Raw genomic sequence first — 17,656 nt, 5'->3', positions numbered from 1 at the left:
GGCTTATCAGGATTCTTCGCTTTCGCCTTCTTCGGCAGCGCTGTCATCGTCGCTGCCGCCGCGTGGGGCCAGAACGCTGGCGATGGCCTGGTCGTGATCGGCACCCAGTGCCAGCGCAGTGGATTCAACACCGGCGGGCAGGGTCAGGTCGGAAATGTGCAGGGTCTGACCGGCATTCACGTCCTTCATGTCTACTTCGATGAACTCGGGCAGATCTTTAGGCAGACACGCTACTTCCAGTTCGGTTGCGGCGTGAGTGATTTTACCGCCCTGCATTTTCACGCCGACACAGCTCTCTTCGTTGAGGAAGTGCAGGGGAACATTCAGGGTGAGTTTGGTATCAGCGCTGACACGCATGAAGTCGGCGTGCAAAATTTGCGCTTTGGCCGGATGGCGGTGCAGGTCTTTCAGCACTACTGACTCGGCGGCGCCGTCGATGTTCAGGTTCAGAACAGAGGTAAAGAATGCCTCTTCACCCAAGAACCATACCAGGTCCTTGTGGGCCAGGCTGATCATTTGGGGCTCTTTGTCGCCACCGTAGACGATACCAGGCACTTGGCCTTCCAGACGACGCAGGCGGCGGCTCGCACCTTTCCCCACGTCTGCACGCGCTTTGGCGTTTACATTAAATTCGCTGGACATTTGTTGTCCTCCTATAAAAGCGAAAAACCGCCGCACTCGCGACCAGTGCAGCGGCAGGCTGTCTATCAGGGCTGGCTAGAAACTAGCGGAACAGCGCGCTGATGGACTCTTCATTGCTGACCCGTCGCATGGACTCGGCCAACAGATTAGCCAGGGTAAGCTGGCGAATTTTTCCTGAGTTTCGGGCGGCGTCAGACAGCGGGATGGTATCGGTCACCACCAGTTCGTCCAGCTCAGAGTTGCTCAGGTTGTCAATTGCGGGCCCGGATAATACAGGATGTGTACAGTAGGCCACAACCTTTGCCGCGCCGTGTTCTTTCAGTGCGGTGGCGGCTTTGCAGAGGGTGCCGGCGGTATCGACCATGTCGTCAACCAGCAGGCAGGTCTTGCCGCTGACTTCACCGATAATATGCATCACCTGGGCAACACCCGCCTGGGGGCGGCGCTTGTCGATAATGGCCAGGTCGGCATCATCGAGCTGTTTGGCAACGGCTCGGGCGCGAACCACGCCGCCGATATCGGGTGAAACCACAATCATGTTGTCGTAGTTCTGCCGGGAGATGTCGTCCAGCAGTACGGGTGAGCCGTAGATATTGTCCACGGGCACGTCAAAAAAGCCCTGAATCTGCTCGGCGTGAAGATCAACTGTCAGCACCCGGTCGATGCCAACGCCGCTGAGAATATCGGCTACCACTTTGGCGGAAATGGGCACCCGGGAAGAGCGCACCCGGCGATCCTGTCTGGCGTAGCCGAAGTAGGGCACAACTGCGGTAATGCGACCCGCTGATGCACGGCGCATGGCATCGGCCATGACCACCAGTTCCATCAGGTGATCATTGGTGGGGGCGCAGGTAGATTGCAGCAGGAACACGTCGGCGCCGCGAACGTTTTCGTTTACTTCAACGAAGACTTCGCCATCGCTAAACCGGCTGACGGTGGCATCGCCCAAGGGAATGCTGAGATTTTCGACAACTTTTTTTGCCAGTTCGCGGCTGGCGTTGCCGGTAAAGACCATCATTCTAGACACGGTGGGATCCTGCCTTGCTTTTCGGTTAACGGGTTGGCGAGATGTTTAGCCTGCCGAATGAGAAAGGGGGGGAGTTGCCCGGCCCATTTCAGTTTTCGGCAGTGTATCGCCAATCAATTCAGGGCTGGTGGGGGAGGCCGCGTAGTGCAGACGGTCTGTCGTCTGTTGGGCTTTACCCGGCCGCGTAGAAATGCGACGCCCAATTGCTGCGCTTTGGTCTAAGCTTTCGCTTCGACGCCTGCCGTGAAGGCGCGTGGCCTAACCCAGCGATAGCCGAAGAAACTGTCTTCGGTTCTTTTCTATCGTTGCTGGGGTGGGAGGGTTGAAAGCGCGACGCCTAAATGCTGCGCATTTATCGAACCTGGTTCGATCCTCCCGGTTCCGGCTGTCTCGCCTTTCCCAGCAGTAAACCGCCAAACTAATTAGCAGTTCTTTAATATGGCTGGGGTGGGAGGATTCGAACCTCCGAATGCTGGGATCAAAACCCAGTGCCTTGCCGCTTGGCGACACCCCAATAAACTTCAGTTTGATTGCAGCAATTGATGCACGGGTGAGTGCTGCAATCCCCGGGCGACAAATCCGCTCAGCGAGTCTGGTCGCTGGGCCAGGACCGCTTCTGCGCTGGCTTGGTCTGCGAAGCTTGCAAAGATGCAAGCGCCGGTTCCGGTTAGCTTGGCGGGGGCAAATTGATCCAGCCAAATCAAGGCTTTATCAACTTCTGGATACAGCTTTCGAACCAGTGGTTCGCAGCTGTTAGGGGACCCCCCCTCAAGAAAGGCCGCTATTTTGATGGGTGAGTCATGGCGTGTCAATTGCTGATGGGAAAAAATTTCCGCGGTGGAGACTTCGCATTCTGGCTTGATGACGACGTACCAGCGCGAGGGCATTTCCACTGGTTGCAGTGTCTCGCCAATTCCTTCCGCCCAGGCGGTTTCTCCGCGGACAAAGACGGGGATGTCGGCGCCTAATCCCAGGCCGAGTTCGCAAAGCGCGTCAATCGGCATGGCTGTTTGCCAAAGGTGATTCAGGCCGAGCAGGGTTGTGGCTGCATTGGAGCTGCCGCCACCGATTCCGCCGCCCATGGGCAGCCGCTTGTCGAGATGAATGTCGGCGCCGAGTTTGCACCCGCTGGCTGCCTGCAGGCCTCGAGCCGCCCGGACCACCAGATTATCCTGATCCGGAACGCCCGGCAGGGGGCTGAGCAGGCGAATCTGGCCATCATCTCGAACCGTCAGCGTGATCGAGTCACCATAGTCGAGTAGTTGGAAAAGGGTTTGCAGGGTGTGATAGCCATCGGCTCTGCGCCCGGTGATGCGCAGAAACAAGTTGATTTTGGCGGGGCAGGGCAGCGTGATTGATGCGCTCATGGCTGCTGGCAATACTCCGGCGCAGCGATCCATTCCCGTATCAGTAGCACGACCTTCTGATCTTCAGTGACCGCCTCAAGCCGATTGGGGAGCTGTTGGTTTTCCCCATAGTTGAAGTCAATCTCCCAGCCCAGTTGTTGAAGGTGGCGCAACTGTCCCTGGGGGCTGAGCTGGCTCTCTTGAGCGGAGGTGGGGGCGGCCATGCCGCGGACCCAAAAGCTCAACGCCGATACAGGAATAGGCCAGCCGGCCTCGAGCGCCAGCTGCTCCGCGCTGTCTGCCGTGCGGCTGTCGCCCCCCTGGCGCAGCGTGACCTGCCCTGGCTGCTGAACGATTTCGATCGCGCCGCTGCCGAGGGGGCCGCTCAGGCGGAGCCGGCCACTGGCTGGGCTGCAGTGTTGCCAAGTGATACTGGCGCTTTCCTGCTGGTCCCCCATCCACAGTCCGATTTTGCCGGACAACTGCCATTGGCTTGCCTGGCTGTCGGGAGGGGTGGCAGGGGTCATGGAGCAGGCGCTGGCAACAACGGCGAGCGCGAGCAGGGAGAGGCGGCGCAGTGCGCTATTCATTGACGTCATCTATCAGGTTCAATCGCTGTAGTGTGTCCAAAATAATTGGGCTGTCGGGGGTGTCCTGAAGTCCCTGCTGAAACACCTGCCTTGCGCGGTCCTTTTCCCCCAGCAGCCAGAGGGCTTCACCCAGGTGGGCGGCAATTTCGTGATCCTGTACTTTGCGAAAGGCGCGATCAAGGTGGGTGACGGCTTCTTCGATATTGCCCCGGCGAAATTGAATCCAGCCGTAGCTGTCGATAATGGCGGCGTCTTCGGGCTCTACCGCGAGAGCCTTTTTGACCAGGGCCTCGGCCTCATCGAGCCGATCGGTGTGATTTGCCAGGGTATAGCCCAAGGCATTCAGCGCTGCGGCATTGTCGGGTTCTTTGGCCAGGATGTAACGCAGGTCACTTTCAACCAATGACAGGTTGCCCAGTTGCTCGGCGAACAGGGAGCGACTGTAGCGCAGGTCGTTGCTGTCGGGCAGGGAGGTGATCGCACGATTGAGCAGCGCCATGCCTTCCTGGTACTGGGCGGTTTTGCGCAGCACCTCGGCGGCTAAGAGAGTGAGTTCCTCTGTGTGTTGGGGGTAGTGGTCGAGCATCTTGCGCAACCGGTTGAGGGTGGCTTCTTCGCCCTCAGTGGCCAGGCTGATAGCGGTGAGGCGGCGGGCGGCAATGGCGAATTCGGGGGCGCCAGTGACTTTGGCGTAGTGCCCAATGGCCTGTTGCCAGTCGCGGTCTTCTTCGGCGACCCGGCCGAGAATGTAATTCACCCGGCTGCTGTTATCGCTGTTGTTTTCCAACTTGGCCAACTGGGCGTCGGCTTCGTCGGCGTATTCGAGCTCGCGATTGATCAGCATCAACTCCAGCAGCAGGTCTTCATCCCCCGGGTTTTGTGAGACGAGCACTTCGTACTGGGCCTTGGCCTCGTAAACGTTGTCGCTGACCAGGTTGCGCGCCAGGTCATGACGCAGCCGCTTGTTATCCGGATTCTGGTCAACGGCATAACGAAGGCGTTCTCGCGCCTCTTTGTCGCGCCCCATTTGCGCCAGGGTGCGCGTTTCAATAAGCAGGGCGTGGGTATTATCTGGATCTTTGCTCAGCACTTTGCGCACCAGTGCCAGGGCCTGCTCCTCGCGCTCTTCGTATTGAAGTTTTAGTGCGGTGGCAATTTGAATAGAGCTTTCATCGGGATAGCGCTTGGCCACCCCGTCGAGCTCGGCAAAAAACGCATCGCGCTCGGCGGCGGGCAATGACAGGGCCGTTGCCGCCAGGGCGGCGAAGTTACTCTCGCCGCCGAGTGCCTGAACCTGGGTCATGTAAGGCAGCGCCTCCAGGGGGCGGTCTTGCTTTGCCAGTTGTGATGCCAGGGTAAAGAGGGCCTCAATATTATCGGGCTCCAGGGCAACCCACTGTTGGGCCAGGCTCAGGGTGCTATCGTCCCGGCCCATAAATTGGGCCAAACGGGTTGCAGTTGAGACCACACCCGGGTCTTGGGTTTGTTTTGCCTGGTAGGCGTAATTATCCAGTGCAGTGCCAAAGTCGTGCTGACGCATGGCGAACTCGGCTACCAGCAGGTCGAGAAAGGTGTCTTCGGGGAAGGCGCGTGCCGGTGCGGCTTCGTCACTGACCTGGGGCTGTGTGGGTGGGGTTTCCTCGGCCACGGGGGCGGTGCTGGCGCAGCCTGACAGGAGCGCCCAAGTAAGGGCAATGGAGGCAAAAACGAAGCGCATTGTGTCTCGGGTCCATCAATCGGAAAGTTATGGTAGCACGCCTTTCGTGACCGGCGGCAGAGGGAGGCTGTCGTCTGCCCGGCTTGACTCCGGTGGCAGAGCTCGGTGGCATTTTTCTGAATTCGATTGAGGTGGTCTCCGTGGGGGTTCGTGCTAATAAAATCCACTTTTCTACGGCAACTTGCTAGAATTGCCCGCTGTTTTTAACGTCCTGTGCAGGGCCAGCGGGTGGCTCGGGGTTTAATGAATCTGCTAGTGATCGGCATTAACCACAATTCGGCCTCGGTCGAAGTGCGCGAGCGCGTGGCTTTTGTGCCTGAGCAGATGGAGCTTGCCCTTCGGGACGCCCTGGGTCGCGCCGGGGTAAATGAAATGGCTATTCTGTCGACTTGTAATCGCACTGAGCTCTACGCGGTGGCAGGTGAGTCGGCGGAGGGTAGCGTTCAGCAGCTCACCCAATGGCTGGCAGACTATCACCACGTTCCCGCACCGGAGCTGGCCCAAAGCACCTACGGTTTTTCCGATAGGGCCGCCCTCGAACACATGATGCGGGTGGCCGCCGGGCTCGACTCCATGGTGTTGGGAGAGCCTCAAATTCTGGGGCAAATGAAGTCGGCCTACGCCCAGGCGGTGGAGGCGGGCACGGCTAACGGTGGCCTGCATCGGGTGTTTGCCCAGGTGTTCTCGGTTGCCAAGCGGGTGCGTACCGATACCGCCATTGGCGAAAACCCGGTGTCGGTGGCCTTTGCCGCGGTGAATCTGACCCAGCATGTGTTTGCCAAGCTCAGTCAGTGCAGCGCACTGTTGATCGGCGCGGGCGAGACCATTGAGCTGGTTGCTCGTCACCTGAAAGAGAAGGGCATCAAAAATATTGTGATTGCCAATCGCACCCTGGAGCGAGCCCGCCACCTGGCGGAGGAGCTGGGCGCAGAGGCGGTCATGCTGGCCGATATTCCCCAGTATCTGCCCCAGTCGGATATCGTGGTCGCCTCCACTGCCAGCCAGTTGCCCATTCTGGGCAAGGGTGCGGTGGAGTCAGCGCTGAAAAAACGCAAGCACCGGCCGATGGTGATGGTGGACATTGCTGTCCCTCGGGATATTGAGCCCCAGGTGGCCGAACTCTCGGATGTTTACCTGTACACCGTGGATGACCTGCGTCAGATTGTTGACGAGAACAAGCGCGCCCGCGAGAGTGAGGCGCTGAAAGCCGACGACATAATCGTCGCCGCGGCGGCCAGCTGGGATGCCCAGCTGCGAGCGATGGACGCGATCAGTACCGTCAAGGATTACCGCGCCAAAGCGGAACAGCTGCGCGATGCCGAGCTTGACCGGGCGCTGCGGCAGCTGGCCAAAGGCGACAGCGCGGAGGCCGTTCTCGAGCAACTGGCTCGGGGGCTTACCAATAAATTACTCCACAGTCCCACCACCCAGTTGAAGGAGGCGGGCGCCAAGGGGCGCAATGACCTGATTAGCTGGGCGCGAGAGCTATTTCAGTTGAAAGATCCAGAGTCTTAGGGCCTGTTCACACTAATTGGATTACGCCTGTTGTGGCTAAAAATTCGCCAATCTAGCGGACGCCGCGCGGGAATGAGGAGAGAGGTTTGGTTATTCCAAATGAACGAGGAATGACGACGAGTGGTGGATTTTTAGCCACAACCCGAAGGGCCGGGCGGCGTTCCGCTGGAGCCATTTTTGCCCCCAGCGTCGTTCTCGGTCGCTTATTTGGAATAACCAAACTGCGCTTCCTCCGCCTAGCTGGAGGCAAAAATGACCGCCAGCAGGTGCAATTCAATTAGTGTGAACAGACCCTGGCCCGTCGACCCAATTCCGGCAGGCATATATCACCCGAACACCCAGAAGATGAGAACTCTATGAAAGCATCGATTGTCAGCAAATTGGACAATTTGAGCGACCGTTACGAAGAGGTTTCTGCGTTGCTCAGCGACGCAGAAATCATTGCCGACCAGGAGCGTTTCCGCAGCTTGTCCAAGGAGTACGCTGAGCTTGAAGAGGTGGTCGGTGCCTACGGCCGCTACCGCCAGCTGAAGTCGGATATGGCCGAGGCGACGGCATTGCTCGACGAGGATGATCCGGATCTGCGCGCCATGGCGGCGGATGAGTTGGCTGAGTCCAAAGAGCGCCTGGCAGCCTTAGAACTGGAGTTGCAGACCCTGTTGCTGCCCAAAGACCCCAACGACTCCCACAACGTGTTTTTGGAAATTCGCGCCGGCACCGGGGGTGATGAGGCCGCTATCTTTGCCGGTGACCTGTTTCGCATGTACAGCCGCTACGCCGAAACCCGGGGCTGGAAAATCGAGGTGCTCAGTGAGCGCCACGGCGAGCACGGTGGCTATAAGGAAATCATCAGCCGGGTAGCTGGTCAGGATGTGTACGGCAACTTGAAGTTTGAGTCCGGCGCCCATCGCGTGCAGCGGGTTCCAGAGACCGAGTCCCAGGGGCGAATTCACACTTCTGCCTGTACCGTGGCGATCATGCCCGAGCCCGAGAACGAGGACGAGATTGAGATTAACAAAGCGGATCTGCGCATCGATACCTTTCGGGCCAGTGGCGCCGGTGGCCAGCACGTTAACAAAACCGACTCGGCGATTCGCATCACCCATATTCCCAGTGGTTTGGTGGTGGAGTGTCAGGATGAGCGCTCCCAGCACAAGAACCGCGCCCGGGCGATGTCGCTGCTGGCGGCCAGATTAAACGACGCCCGTCAGGCCGAGCAGCAACAGGTGCAGGCGGATCAACGGCGCAACCTGGTGGGCAGTGGTGATCGCTCCGAGCGCATCCGGACCTACAACTTTCCCCAGGGACGGGTGACAGATCACCGTATCAATTTGACCCTCTATAAGCTCGATGAGGTGGTTGCCGGGGACGTGGATCAAATTATCCAGCCCCTGCGACAGGAATATCAGGCCGATCTCTTGTCAGAGCTGTCCGCCGCCTCATGAGCAATGCCAGCTCACTGACAATTCACAGCGCCCTGGCCTGTCAGCAACAGCTGGCAGATGTCAGCGATTCGCCGCTAGTGGATGTGGCGCTGCTGCTTTGCCACTGCCTGGATAAACCGCGCAGCTATTTATATACCTGGCCGGAAAAGCTGCTGACCGAAGATCAACAGAGCGCCTTTTATGCCATGCTGGCCCGCCGAAAGACGGGCGAGCCAGTGGCTCACATTTTGGGGCAGCGGGAGTTCTGGTCACTGCCGCTCAAAGTCAGCCCGGTCAGCCTGATTCCCCGGCCAGATACCGAAACTCTGGTGGAACAGGCCCTTGCCTGGGCTGGCGAGCGCCCCAGTGGCCGGATTTTGGATCTGGGCACCGGCACGGGTGCCATCGCCCTTGCTCTGGCCTGCGAACTGCCCGATTGGAGCGTGCTGGGTTGCGACCGGGTGCCTGAGGCCGTGGCCCTGGCTGAAGAAAACCGCCAAACGCTGGAATTAGAGAATGTCCAGTTTGTGCAATCCCACTGGTTTAGTGCCGTCACCGGCCCATTCGATCTTGTCGTGAGCAATCCGCCTTATATCGAGGCTGATGACCCTCATCTGGAACAGGGCGATGTGCGCTTTGAGCCGCGCTCCGCCCTGGTGGCCGGGGCGGACGGTCTCGACGATATTCGGCAAATTATTGCCGAGGCGCCCGGTGTCCTGGTGCCTGGGGGCGTGCTAATGCTGGAGCACGGCTTTGCCCAGGGGGCTGCGGTTGCCGCCCTGCTTGCTCAGCACGGCTACGTTGATCTTGGTTGTTGCCAGGATATTGCCGGCCACGACCGGGTGAGCTGGGGAGTGTGGCCCAATGAATGATGAACAGCTGCTGCGCTACAGTCGGCATATTCTGCTGCCGGAAATCGATGTGGCGGGCCAGGAGAAGTTGCTGGCCAGCAAGGTCTTGATTGTCGGCCTTGGCGGGCTGGGCTCGCCGGTGGCGCTGTATCTTGCCGCAGCCGGGGTTGGCGAGCTCCATCTGGCCGACGACGATACGGTCGATCTGAGCAATCTACAGCGCCAAATTGCCCACCATACCGCTGCAATCGGTCAGGCCAAGACCGAATCGGCCGCCGAGCGGGTGGCGGCGTTAAACCCCGGTACCCGGGTTGTTGTTCTACCAGCGCGCCTCGAGGGGCAAACGCTCACGGCCGCAGTCTCTGCGGTGGATCTGGTGGTCGATGCCAGTGATAACCTCGCCACCCGGTTCGCGGTCAATCAGGCCTGTTTTGCGGCGGCCAAACCGCTGGTCTCTGGCGCGGCGATCCGCAGTGAAGGGCAGTTGAGCGTCTACGATTTTCGTCGTGCCGATTCGCCCTGTTACCGCTGCCTATACCACGATGCCGACGACAGTAACTTGAATTGTTCGGAGAGCGGGGTGCTGGCGCCGGTGGTGGGTGTCATCGGAAGTCTGCAGGCGCTGGAGGTAATCAAGTGCCTGACCCAGACCGGCCAGAGCCTGTGCGGCAGGCTGGTGCTGTTTGATGGCCTGGCTTGCCAGTTCCGTGAATTGGGTTTGAGTAAAGACCCGGACTGCCCCGTCTGCGGCAGGAGTGAATTGGTACGCTAGTTTACATTCACCCCTTTGCGTGGCATAACGTCCCTGCACCGCGCTTGCCCGCGGCCTAAAACAATAATGCAAATGGGGAATCACGATGGGGCTAATCTACCGGGCTTACTATTTCGTGCACGATGGCCTGTTCGGGCTGTTTGGTAAATTGAGTGGCCTGGCGCCACTGTTAATGCGGCTTTATCTGGCACCGGTCATGATTGTGGCTGGCATGCATAAACTGCAAAACCTCGATAGCATCATCAGCTGGTTCGATAAGGGTTTGGGTCTTCCCTACCCCGATGTAATGGCGGTGTTAGCCACTTACACCGAGCTGGTGGGCGGCTTTTTACTGCTGTTCGGCCTGGCGGTACGCTGGGCCAGCATCCCTTTGATGGTGACCATGCTGGTTGCCGCGATCACCGTACATTGGGAGCACGGCTGGTTTGCCATTGCGCCATCTGATCCGGCTACCAGTGCAGCCAAACCGCTGGCAGACATGGGGATTCCTGCGGCCAAAGAAAGTCTGAATAATTCTGTTGAGGTTGCCCGGCGGCTGGAGATGGGGCGGAGCATCCTCAAGGAACACGGCCACTACGACTGGTTAACTGAAAAGGGCAGTTTCGTTATTCTCAATAACGGCATCGAGTTCGCCGCGACCTACTTTATTATGCTGCTCAGCCTGTTTTTTACTGGCGCGGGGCGTTGGTTCAGTCTGGACTATTATCTGGATCGCCATGCGCGACGGGTTGCTGCCAGCAAACCCGAGACTGCCGAAGCGTAAGCCGGCGAACTTTGCGCTGGTAACCCCACCATGGGTTAGTGATAGAATGCGCGATTATTGATCAATTGAGTCGAGCTGAATTTTGCTAAGCAAGTCTGAGTCACAAGTGTCCAACCCATCAGAAAATGCCGCGCCCCAGGAGAACGGGGCGCCGGAAAATACTGCCAACTCAGGCAGAAAATCCTCCTCCCAGCGAAACCGTCGCGGTCGCGGCAACAAAGCCAGTGGCGGTGCGCCCTGGAGTGTCGCCCAGTTTGAGGTGCCTGAGGAGGCCGGCAAAACTCGCTTTCACGACCTGGACTTGGACGAGCGTCTGATGCACGGGATTGCCGACGCGGGCTTTAAATATTGCTCGCCTATTCAGGCTGCCTCCCTGCCGCACACCCTGCGGGGTAACGATGTGATCGGCAAAGCCCAGACCGGTACCGGTAAGACTGCCGCCTTTTTGATCACAATTTTTAACGACCTATTGGCCAACCCCATTGAAGAGGAGCGCTACGCGGGCGAGCCCCGGGCATTGATCATTGCGCCGACCCGGGAGCTGGTGGTGCAGATTGGCGACGACGCTCGCCAGCTGGGCAAACACTGTGGCCTGAATGTGGTGACCCTGATCGGCGGTATGGATTACCAGAAGCAGCTGGACCGACTCGCTTCAGACCTGGTGGATATTGTGGTTGCCACACCGGGGCGCCTGTTGGATTTTGAGAATCGCCGGGATATCTACCTGGATCAGGTTGAACTGTTGGTGATTGATGAGGCCGATCGGATGCTTGATATGGGCTTTATCCCCCAGGTGAAGCGCATCGTTCGTTCTACCCCGAAAAAGACCCATCGCCAAACCCTGCTGTTCAGTGCCACCTTTACCGAAGATATTATCCGCCTGACCGAGCAGTGGACCCTCGACCCGGTGCGGGTGGAAATCGAACCGGAATCTGTTGCCACCGATACCGTTGACCAGAAGGTTTATCTGGTTGAGTCCCAGGACAAATTCAAAGTGCTGCGCAACATCGTGCAGCAGAAGGATGCCAAGTCGGTGATCGTATTTGCTAACCGGCGTGATGAGACCCGGCGCCTGTTTGAGCGGCTGTGCAAATCCGGTATCAAGTGCGGCATTCTCTCGGGTGAAATCCCTCAGAACAAACGCAGCCGGACCTTGCAGCAATTCAAAGACGGCGAAATTGCGTGCCTGGTTGCCACCGACGTGGCGGGCCGGGGTATTCACGTGGACGGCGTTAGCCATGTGGTGAATTACACGCTGCCCGAAGAGCCCGAGGACTACGTTCACCGGATCGGTCGTACCGGGCGGGCCGGTGCGACGGGGACGTCCATCAGTTTTGCCTGCGAAGACGATGCTTTCTTACTGCCTGCCATTGAGGCGGAGCTGGGTATGAAGCTCAACTGCGAGCAACCCCCCGAAGAATTGCTGGGATAATGTTTGCCTGACGGCGTGGCGGTCGCCTGTCGCGCGACCGTTAGGGCGCGGTCAGGCGGTCACTCTTCATTCTTTCTACCCACATCTTGGTTCCGCCGCAGACAGCGGCGGGCATGATGATCAAATTCAGAATGGGCACCATGGTGCCCAGCATCACCACTGCACCGAAACTGAAGCTGGTCGCCCGCTGGCGGCCCAGTCTACGGCGGGCCTCGGCAAAGCTAAGCTTGTGGTTGTCCATCGGGTAGTCACCGTATTCCACTGCCATCATCCAGGCATTCAGGCAAAACCACAGCACGGGCGCCAGTGGCGAGATAATAAAGCTGGCAACTAAGGTCAGCACGGCAAACAACAGGTAGTACGCCAGTTTGTGGCATTCCCGGCCCAGGCTGCGGGGGAAGCTGGCCAGTGCTTGCAGCAAGGTTTCCCGACCGGCGACCTCTTCGCCGGTGAGGCGTTCTTCCACTTTCTCTGCGAGCAGGCCGTTAAAAGGCGCTGCGATGAAATTGGCGACGCTGCTGAAAATGTACATCACCACCGCCAGCACCAGGATCACCGCCAAAGGCCAGAGAATCCAACGCAAAAAATCCAGCCAAGTGGGCAGCCATAGCATGGCCTGATCGATCCAATCGGAGAATTTGCCCAGGGTAAAGGTCATGAAAAAGCCGAAGATCAAGATGTTGATCGACAACGGAATGAGCACAAACAAGCGCAGGCCGGGCTCCCGAATCAGCTTGAATCCTTCCATCAAGTAAGCGGGGCCAGCGTGTTTGGTTTGTGCCATGGGGGTAACTGCCTGTTAGTCTGGGAGGCTCAAGTTTACGTGGCGAGATTGCGGCTTCCAAGGGCGGTGGGGGCATCGTATGATCGGGTTCCCAATTGAACGTGTCGCTCACCAGGAGTGGTGCAAACCCCAGGGCATGAAAACATTAATTGCAGAGGATGCAGATGAAACAAGCGATAAAGATCACGGCGGCAAGCTTTTTAGCGGTTTTACTCACTAGCGTGGCAGCCCATGCCGATGATTTGGGCGATGAGGTCACCGCTCTGTGCGAAAAAATGAAGCAATGCACCCTCGACAGTATGGCTGAGGCGGAGATGGCGCCTGAGATGAAAATGATGATCACCCAGCAGCTCGATATGGCCTGCGTCGGTCTGCAGGCGCGCTTTGGCGCGGCGGCTCAGGCCCATTCGTTGTATCAGCCAGCGCTGGCTTGTGTGAAATCCATGCAGGCCATGAGCTGTCAGGAGATTGAAGAAAGCGATGACAGCATAACCCCTGAGTGCGACCGCTATCAGGAGCTGGCCGAGGGCTATTGATCCGGGTCGTTTGGTTGATCTGAATGACTTGCCTGGCTCGAATACTGGGTCGGTATTTCTGCGCCGCAGCGTGAGCAGAGGCAGCGGTCGCCCTCACCATGAAGGTGGGCCGCCTCTCTGGCGGCGGGGCTAATTGGGGTGTCCATGCACCAGCAGTTACCGGCGGGCAGTCCTGCGGCGATCGCGCAGTGGTTTTGCCCTTGGCACAGGGGGCAGTAAGCGTTTGGATTTTGCGGTTTCATCGGGGGATAATACCGGTTTTACGCGCTGGCGGGAGGGCTGAGATGAACCCCGAGGATGATTTGTTTGCCGCAGAGATGGCCGGGGTGAAACCCTTGGTCAACGACGTGCGCGTTGCCCTCAAGCGCGGCGAAATCAGCAAGCTCAGCGCTGAGGCCCGGCGCGATGCGGCTCAGGCCAAAAGTGGCCCCCAGCACGGTTTCAGCACCAGTGATATCCCGATCCTCGATCCCTACTACCTGTTGGAGTTCCGGCGGGACGGTTTGCAACACGGCGTATTTCGCAAGCTCAAGCAGGGGCGCTACGATATCGAGGCGCGGCTTGATTTACATAAAATGACCGTCGAGCAGGCCGGGCAACAGGTGTTCAATTTCATTCGTGATGCCATGGCCATGGACTTGCGGACGGTGATGATTGTTCACGGCCGGGGGTTTCACAATCGGGAAGGCGGTGCGGTGCTGAAATCCTACATTAATCACTGGCTGCCGGAGCTGGAAGCGGTGCAGGGGTTTTGCAGTGCTCAGCCCCAGCATGGCGGCGCCGGGGCGGTATATGTGCTGCTGCGCAAGAGTGAGCGCAAAAAGCAGGAGAATCGGGATCGATTTAGCCGGGGGCGGTCAACGGTCTGATTTCGGAAAGCGCTGGATGATTAACGCTGGACGGGAGACGGGAGACGCAAAGGCTTGACCCTGCCCGGCCGGCGGCAACACTAAGCTGCGTTCTGCGTTCTGCGTTCTGCGTCTCCCCATAGCCTTACGCGGCGCCGTTCTTTTCCAGCGCTGTCACAAAGTCGGCGGAGTTACGGTGCTCTTTGGCGTAGCTCAACACGCTGCGACCCGCTTTGTCGGTTGCGTTGATATCACCGCCCGACTCGAGAAACATGCCGATGAACAACTCGAAATCGTCGGCGCGCATGCTTTGATAGGCCTTGAGCAGTTTGTGAAAGTCGGGGTTGGTGCCGGCTTTGGCTTCCACGCTCAAAAACTCCCGAACCCGGTCTTCAGTCCAAACCTCGTCAAGTACCTTTTCTTTGTCTTTTGCCATTGCTGTAAAACCTTGTTGTATTCAGTGTGGCTGGATTAACCCAACAGCTTTTCGTTGAGCAGTTTGTTAACCATGCCTGGGTTGGCCTGGCCTTTGGAGACCTTCATTACCTGGCCGACAAAATAGCCAATCAGCTTTTTGCGCTTACCTTCGTCGGCGGCGCGGAATTGTTCCACCTGAGCGGGGCTGCTGGCAATGATCTCGTCGATCATGGCTTCCAGGGCGCCGGTATCCGAAACTTGCTTCAGGCCTTTCTTCTCGATTACCTCATCGGCGCTGGTGCCCTCGCCGGCCCACAGGGCGTCAAAGACCTGCTTGGCGATTTTGCCGGAAATGGTGTCGTCGATAATCCGTGCAATCAAGCCGCCGAGCTGCTCGGCGCTGACCGGGCTGGCCGATAAGTGCAGATCATCACGGTTGAGGGCGGCGGATAATTCAACATTGACCCAGTTGGCGGCCAGCTTCGCGTCGCCAGCCGCGGCGGCGACTTGCTCGAAATAGTCCGCCACCGCGCGCTCGCCGGTCAGCAGGGCGGCGTCGTAAGCCGACAGGCCGTACTGGCTTTCAAAGCGAGCGCGCTTGGCATCGGGCAGCTCGGGCATGTCACCGCGCAATTGTTTAATCAGCGCATCTTCAATATGAACCGGCAATAAGTCGGGGCAGGGGAAGTAGCGATAGTCGTTGGCTTCTTCCTTGCTGCGCATGGAGCGGGTTTCGTTCTTATCGCTGTCGTAGAGGCGGGTTTCCTGAACAACGGTGCCGCCGTCCTCAAGCAGATCAATTTGCCGCTGGGCCTCGACTTTGATCGCGCGTTCGACAAAGCGGAAGGAGTTGATGTTTTTCAGTTCGGCCCGAGTACCAAGTTTCTCCTCACCCTTGAGGCGCACCGAGACGTTGGCATCGCAGCGCATCGAACCTTGAGACATATCGCCATCAGAGATGCCCAGATAGGTAATGATGGAGTGAATCTTGCGGAGGTAGGCCACGGCTTCCTCGGCACTGCGCATATCGGGCTCCGAGACGATCTCGATGAGCGGGGTGCCGGCCCGGTTCAAATCGATTCCGCTCATGCCGGAGAAGTCTTCATGGAGTGATTTGCCGGCATCCTCTTCGAGGTGAGCGTGGTGGACGCGAATTTGCCGCTTGCTGCCGTCCTCCAGTGCGATCTCGACCACACCGGGCCCGACAATCGGGTGATCCATTTGGCTGGTCTGGTAGCCCTTGGGCAGGTCGGGATAGAAGTAATTCTTCCGCTCAAACACCGATGCGCGACAGATGTCAGCGTCGATGGCCAGGCCGAACAGAATGGCGTCTTTTACTGCTTGCTCATTGAGCACCGGCAGCGTGCCCGGCAGGGCGAGATCAACGGCGCTAGCCTGAGTGTTGGGCGCCGCGCCGAAGGCAGTGCTGGAGCCGGAAAAGATTTTTGATTTGGTGTTGAGCTGGACGTGAATTTCCAGGCCGATCACGGTTTCCCACTGCATGTTTATCCCTCCTGGCCCGGTTGCCGTGTGTGCCAATCGCTGCGCAGTTGATACTGGTGCGCGGCTGCCAGCAGGCGGCCCTCATCAAAGTCCTGGCCAATAAGCTGCAGGCCGACGGGCTTGCCATGGGTGAATCCTGCAGGCAGTGACATGGCGGGCAAGCCGGCGAGATTGACGGCAATGGTGTAAATGTCTTCCAGGTACATGGTCACTGGGTCGCCGGTTTTTTCGCCCAGGGCGAAGGCGGGGTTGGGTGTTGTCGGCCCCGCGATCAGGTCTACTTCTTTAAAGGCCTCGCTGAAATCCTGCTTGATCAGGCGGCGAATTTTCTGAGCCTTGCGGTAGTAGGCGTCGTAAAAACCGGCTGAAAGGGCATAGGTACCCACCAGGATGCGGCGTTGCACCTCTTCGCCAAAGCCTTCGGCCCGGCTGCGGCTGTAGAGATCATTCAGGTCTTTGGGGTTGTCACAGCGATAACCGTAGCGGACGCCATCGAAGCGGGACAGGTTGCTGGAGGCTTCTGCCGGAGCGATCACGTAGTAACAAGGCACGGCCAGCTCGGTGTGGGGTAGGCTGATTTCCTTTAGCGTGGCGCCCATGGCTTCGTACTCGCGCAGTGCGGTTTCGACGCTGGCCTGGATTTCCGGGTCGAGGCCTTTGCTGAAGTATTCTTTGGGGATGCCAATTCTGAGGCCGCTGAGATCTTGCGTCAGCGCACTGCGAAAATCGGGTACCGCCAAATCCATGCTGGTGCTGTCGCGTTGGTCGAAGCCCGCCATTGCCTGCAGAAGCAGGGCGCAGTCCTCGGCGGTTCTGGCCATTGGGCCCGCCTGGTCCAGGCTGGAGGCGAAGGCGATCATGCCGTAGCGGGAAACCCGGCCATAGGTGGGCTTCAGGCCGGTAATGCCGCACAGTGCCGCCGGTTGGCGGATGGAACCGCCGGTGTCGGTGCCGGTTGCCGCCGCTGCCAAGCCAGCCGCAACGGCGGCGGCAGAACCGCCCGAGCTGCCGCCGGGAACGCACTCGGTTTGCCAGGGGTTGCGCACCGGGCCGTAATAACTGGTTTCGTTGGATGAGCCCATGGCGAACTCGTCCAGATTGGTCTTGCCGAGCATCACCGCGCCCTGGGCGGCCATTTTGTCGACCAGGGTGGCGTTGTAGGGGGAGATGAAATTATCCAGCATTTTCGACGCGCAGCTGGTGCGAACGCCCTCGGTGCAGAAAATATCCTTGTGGGCCAGTGGAACACCGGTCAGTAGGCCGGTATTGCCTTTGCTGCGCGCCTCATCGGCGAGGCGGGCCTGAGCCAGCGCGCTGTCGGCGGTGACGGTAATGTAGCTGTTGATCAAGGGGTCGCGCTCGGCGATATCCTTCAGATACTGCTGGGTAAGCTCTTCGCTGGAGTAGGCCTTGTCGGCCAGTCCGGCAAGAATGTCGCTAACCGTGAAATGGGGCATGGGCTATCAAACTCATTATTCGGCGTGAACGG

The 17,656-nt window shown here is 58.8% G+C and carries 18 protein-coding genes and 1 tRNA gene; 8 read left to right on the top strand and 11 right to left on the bottom strand.

Features of this window, described 5'->3' with window-relative positions:
• Positions 1-6: 6 nt before the first annotated feature.
• From NCG89_RS06070 to NCG89_RS06045, 6 genes are all read right to left on the bottom strand, one after another.
• Positions 7-642: a 50S ribosomal protein L25/general stress protein Ctc gene (locus tag NCG89_RS06070; RefSeq protein ID WP_251088871.1), complete on the bottom strand. Its 636-nt coding sequence runs from the start codon at positions 640-642 to the stop codon at positions 7-9.
• An 82-nt stretch (positions 643-724) separates the two neighbouring features.
• Complete coding sequence (locus tag NCG89_RS06065) at positions 725-1,657, bottom strand: ribose-phosphate pyrophosphokinase (protein ID WP_285236400.1); 933 nt, start codon at positions 1,655-1,657, stop codon at positions 725-727.
• A 451-nt stretch (positions 1,658-2,108) separates the two neighbouring features.
• Positions 2,109-2,183, bottom strand: a tRNA-Gln gene (locus NCG89_RS06060).
• 7 nt (positions 2,184-2,190) lie between these two features.
• On the bottom strand, positions 2,191-3,036 hold the full coding sequence (gene ispE, locus NCG89_RS06055) for a 4-(cytidine 5'-diphospho)-2-C-methyl-D-erythritol kinase (RefSeq protein ID WP_251088869.1): 846 nt from the start codon (positions 3,034-3,036) through the stop codon (positions 2,191-2,193).
• Complete coding sequence (gene lolB / locus NCG89_RS06050) at positions 3,033-3,605, bottom strand: lipoprotein insertase outer membrane protein LolB (protein WP_251088868.1); 573 nt, start codon at positions 3,603-3,605, stop codon at positions 3,033-3,035. Before lolB ends, ispE begins: the two co-directional genes overlap by 4 nt.
• Positions 3,598-5,322: a tetratricopeptide repeat protein gene (locus NCG89_RS06045; RefSeq protein ID WP_251088867.1), complete on the bottom strand. Its 1,725-nt coding sequence runs from the start codon at positions 5,320-5,322 to the stop codon at positions 3,598-3,600. Before NCG89_RS06045 ends, lolB begins: the two co-directional genes overlap by 8 nt.
• Positions 5,323-5,565: 243 nt before the next feature.
• Between NCG89_RS06045 and hemA the strand changes: the two genes are divergently transcribed.
• The 6 genes from hemA to rhlB all read left to right on the top strand — a co-directional run bounded on the left by hemA (position 5,566) and on the right by rhlB (position 12,079).
• Positions 5,566-6,837 carry a glutamyl-tRNA reductase gene (gene hemA / locus NCG89_RS06040; protein WP_251088866.1) on the top strand — a complete coding sequence of 424 codons (1,272 nt, stop codon included), beginning with the start codon at positions 5,566-5,568 and terminating at the stop codon, positions 6,835-6,837.
• A 356-nt stretch (positions 6,838-7,193) separates the two neighbouring features.
• Positions 7,194-8,282 carry a peptide chain release factor 1 gene (gene prfA, locus NCG89_RS06035; RefSeq protein ID WP_251088865.1) on the top strand — a complete coding sequence of 363 codons (1,089 nt, stop codon included), beginning with the start codon at positions 7,194-7,196 and terminating at the stop codon, positions 8,280-8,282.
• Complete coding sequence (gene prmC, locus NCG89_RS06030) at positions 8,279-9,133, top strand: peptide chain release factor N(5)-glutamine methyltransferase (protein ID WP_251088864.1); 855 nt, start codon at positions 8,279-8,281, stop codon at positions 9,131-9,133. Before prfA ends, prmC begins: the two co-directional genes overlap by 4 nt.
• Positions 9,126-9,884: a molybdopterin-synthase adenylyltransferase MoeB gene (locus NCG89_RS06025; RefSeq protein ID WP_251088863.1), complete on the top strand. Its 759-nt coding sequence runs from the start codon at positions 9,126-9,128 to the stop codon at positions 9,882-9,884. Before prmC ends, NCG89_RS06025 begins: the two co-directional genes overlap by 8 nt.
• An 85-nt stretch (positions 9,885-9,969) precedes the next feature.
• On the top strand, positions 9,970-10,647 hold the full coding sequence (locus NCG89_RS06020) for an HvfX family Cu-binding RiPP maturation protein (RefSeq protein ID WP_251088862.1): 678 nt from the start codon (positions 9,970-9,972) through the stop codon (positions 10,645-10,647).
• Positions 10,648-10,753: 106 nt separating this feature from the next.
• The gene (gene rhlB / locus NCG89_RS06015; protein WP_251088861.1) at positions 10,754-12,079 is read left to right on the top strand and encodes an ATP-dependent RNA helicase RhlB; all 1,326 of its coding nucleotides are present in this window, start codon (positions 10,754-10,756) and stop codon (positions 12,077-12,079) included.
• 40 nt (positions 12,080-12,119) lie between these two features.
• Here rhlB and cysZ read toward each other — a convergent pair whose 3' ends face one another.
• A complete protein-coding gene (gene cysZ, locus NCG89_RS06010) occupies positions 12,120-12,863 on the bottom strand; it encodes a sulfate transporter CysZ (protein ID WP_251088860.1) in 744 nt (247 codons plus the stop codon).
• 164 nt (positions 12,864-13,027) lie between these two features.
• On the opposite strand from cysZ, the gene NCG89_RS06005 reads away from it, so the two are divergent.
• Entirely contained in the window at positions 13,028-13,399 is a 372-nt protein-coding gene (locus tag NCG89_RS06005; protein ID WP_251088859.1) for a hypothetical protein, read from the top strand.
• Here the strand turns inward: NCG89_RS06005 and NCG89_RS16925 are convergent.
• Positions 13,393-13,641: a cysteine-rich CWC family protein gene (locus NCG89_RS16925; RefSeq protein ID WP_432757884.1), complete on the bottom strand. Its 249-nt coding sequence runs from the start codon at positions 13,639-13,641 to the stop codon at positions 13,393-13,395. The two genes, NCG89_RS06005 and NCG89_RS16925, sit on opposite strands and share 7 nt — an antisense overlap.
• 42 nt (positions 13,642-13,683) lie before the next feature.
• Here NCG89_RS16925 and smrA point away from each other — a divergent pair, with 42 nt between their 5' ends.
• Positions 13,684-14,268 (top strand): DNA endonuclease SmrA, encoded by a 585-nt coding sequence (gene smrA / locus NCG89_RS06000; protein ID WP_251088858.1) that lies wholly within the window; start codon positions 13,684-13,686, stop codon positions 14,266-14,268.
• A gap of 124 nt (positions 14,269-14,392) precedes the next feature.
• On the opposite strand, the gene NCG89_RS05995 is transcribed toward smrA, so the two are convergent.
• The 3 genes from NCG89_RS05995 to gatA are packed head-to-tail and all read right to left on the bottom strand — an operon-like array spanning position 14,393 to position 17,624.
• A complete protein-coding gene (locus NCG89_RS05995; RefSeq protein ID WP_251088857.1) occupies positions 14,393-14,683 on the bottom strand; it encodes a PA4642 family protein in 291 nt (96 codons plus the stop codon).
• A 35-nt stretch (positions 14,684-14,718) separates the two neighbouring features.
• Positions 14,719-16,167 (bottom strand): Asp-tRNA(Asn)/Glu-tRNA(Gln) amidotransferase subunit GatB, encoded by a 1,449-nt coding sequence (gene gatB, locus NCG89_RS05990; protein WP_251088856.1) that lies wholly within the window; start codon positions 16,165-16,167, stop codon positions 14,719-14,721.
• A gap of 2 nt (positions 16,168-16,169) precedes the next feature.
• On the bottom strand, positions 16,170-17,624 hold the full coding sequence (gatA, locus tag NCG89_RS05985; RefSeq protein ID WP_251088855.1) for an Asp-tRNA(Asn)/Glu-tRNA(Gln) amidotransferase subunit GatA: 1,455 nt from the start codon (positions 17,622-17,624) through the stop codon (positions 16,170-16,172).
• Positions 17,625-17,656: the final 32 nt, after the last annotated feature.

Origin of the sequence: Spongiibacter taiwanensis (genome assembly GCF_023702635.1) — a bacterium.
In the GTDB taxonomy this organism is placed as follows: Bacteria; Pseudomonadota; Gammaproteobacteria; order Pseudomonadales; family Spongiibacteraceae; genus Spongiibacter; species Spongiibacter taiwanensis.
Note: the sequence above shows the minus strand (reverse complement) of the source record. Positions and strands in the feature narration are given on the sequence as shown.

Excerpts from the sequence above, each read along its gene's own strand:
- NCG89_RS06020 (WP_251088862.1), top strand. The coding sequence starts at position 9,970 with ATGGGGCTAATCTACCGGGCTTACTATTTCGTGCACGATGGCCTGTTC.
- gatB (WP_251088856.1), bottom strand. The coding sequence starts at position 16,167 with ATGCAGTGGGAAACCGTGATCGGCCTGGAAATTCACGTCCAGCTCAAC.
- NCG89_RS06070 (WP_251088871.1), bottom strand. The coding sequence starts at position 642 with ATGTCCAGCGAATTTAATGTAAACGCCAAAGCGCGTGCAGACGTGGGG.
- gatA (WP_251088855.1), bottom strand. The coding sequence starts at position 17,624 with ATGCCCCATTTCACGGTTAGCGACATTCTTGCCGGACTGGCCGACAAG.
- NCG89_RS05995 (WP_251088857.1), bottom strand. The coding sequence starts at position 14,683 with ATGGCAAAAGACAAAGAAAAGGTACTTGACGAGGTTTGGACTGAAGAC.
- hemA (WP_251088866.1), top strand. The coding sequence starts at position 5,566 with ATGAATCTGCTAGTGATCGGCATTAACCACAATTCGGCCTCGGTCGAA.
- smrA (WP_251088858.1), top strand. The coding sequence starts at position 13,684 with ATGAACCCCGAGGATGATTTGTTTGCCGCAGAGATGGCCGGGGTGAAA.
- ispE (WP_251088869.1), bottom strand. The coding sequence starts at position 3,036 with ATGAGCGCATCAATCACGCTGCCCTGCCCCGCCAAAATCAACTTGTTT.
- NCG89_RS16925 (WP_432757884.1), bottom strand. The coding sequence starts at position 13,641 with ATGAAACCGCAAAATCCAAACGCTTACTGCCCCCTGTGCCAAGGGCAA.
- cysZ (WP_251088860.1), bottom strand. The coding sequence starts at position 12,863 with ATGGCACAAACCAAACACGCTGGCCCCGCTTACTTGATGGAAGGATTC.
- NCG89_RS06065 (WP_285236400.1), bottom strand. The coding sequence starts at position 1,657 with ATGGTCTTTACCGGCAACGCCAGCCGCGAACTGGCAAAAAAAGTTGTC.
- prmC (WP_251088864.1), top strand. The coding sequence starts at position 8,279 with ATGAGCAATGCCAGCTCACTGACAATTCACAGCGCCCTGGCCTGTCAG.
- lolB (WP_251088868.1), bottom strand. The coding sequence starts at position 3,605 with ATGAATAGCGCACTGCGCCGCCTCTCCCTGCTCGCGCTCGCCGTTGTT.
- NCG89_RS06045 (WP_251088867.1), bottom strand. The coding sequence starts at position 5,322 with ATGCGCTTCGTTTTTGCCTCCATTGCCCTTACTTGGGCGCTCCTGTCA.
- NCG89_RS06025 (WP_251088863.1), top strand. The coding sequence starts at position 9,126 with ATGAATGATGAACAGCTGCTGCGCTACAGTCGGCATATTCTGCTGCCG.
- NCG89_RS06005 (WP_251088859.1), top strand. The coding sequence starts at position 13,028 with ATGAAACAAGCGATAAAGATCACGGCGGCAAGCTTTTTAGCGGTTTTA.
- prfA (WP_251088865.1), top strand. The coding sequence starts at position 7,194 with ATGAAAGCATCGATTGTCAGCAAATTGGACAATTTGAGCGACCGTTAC.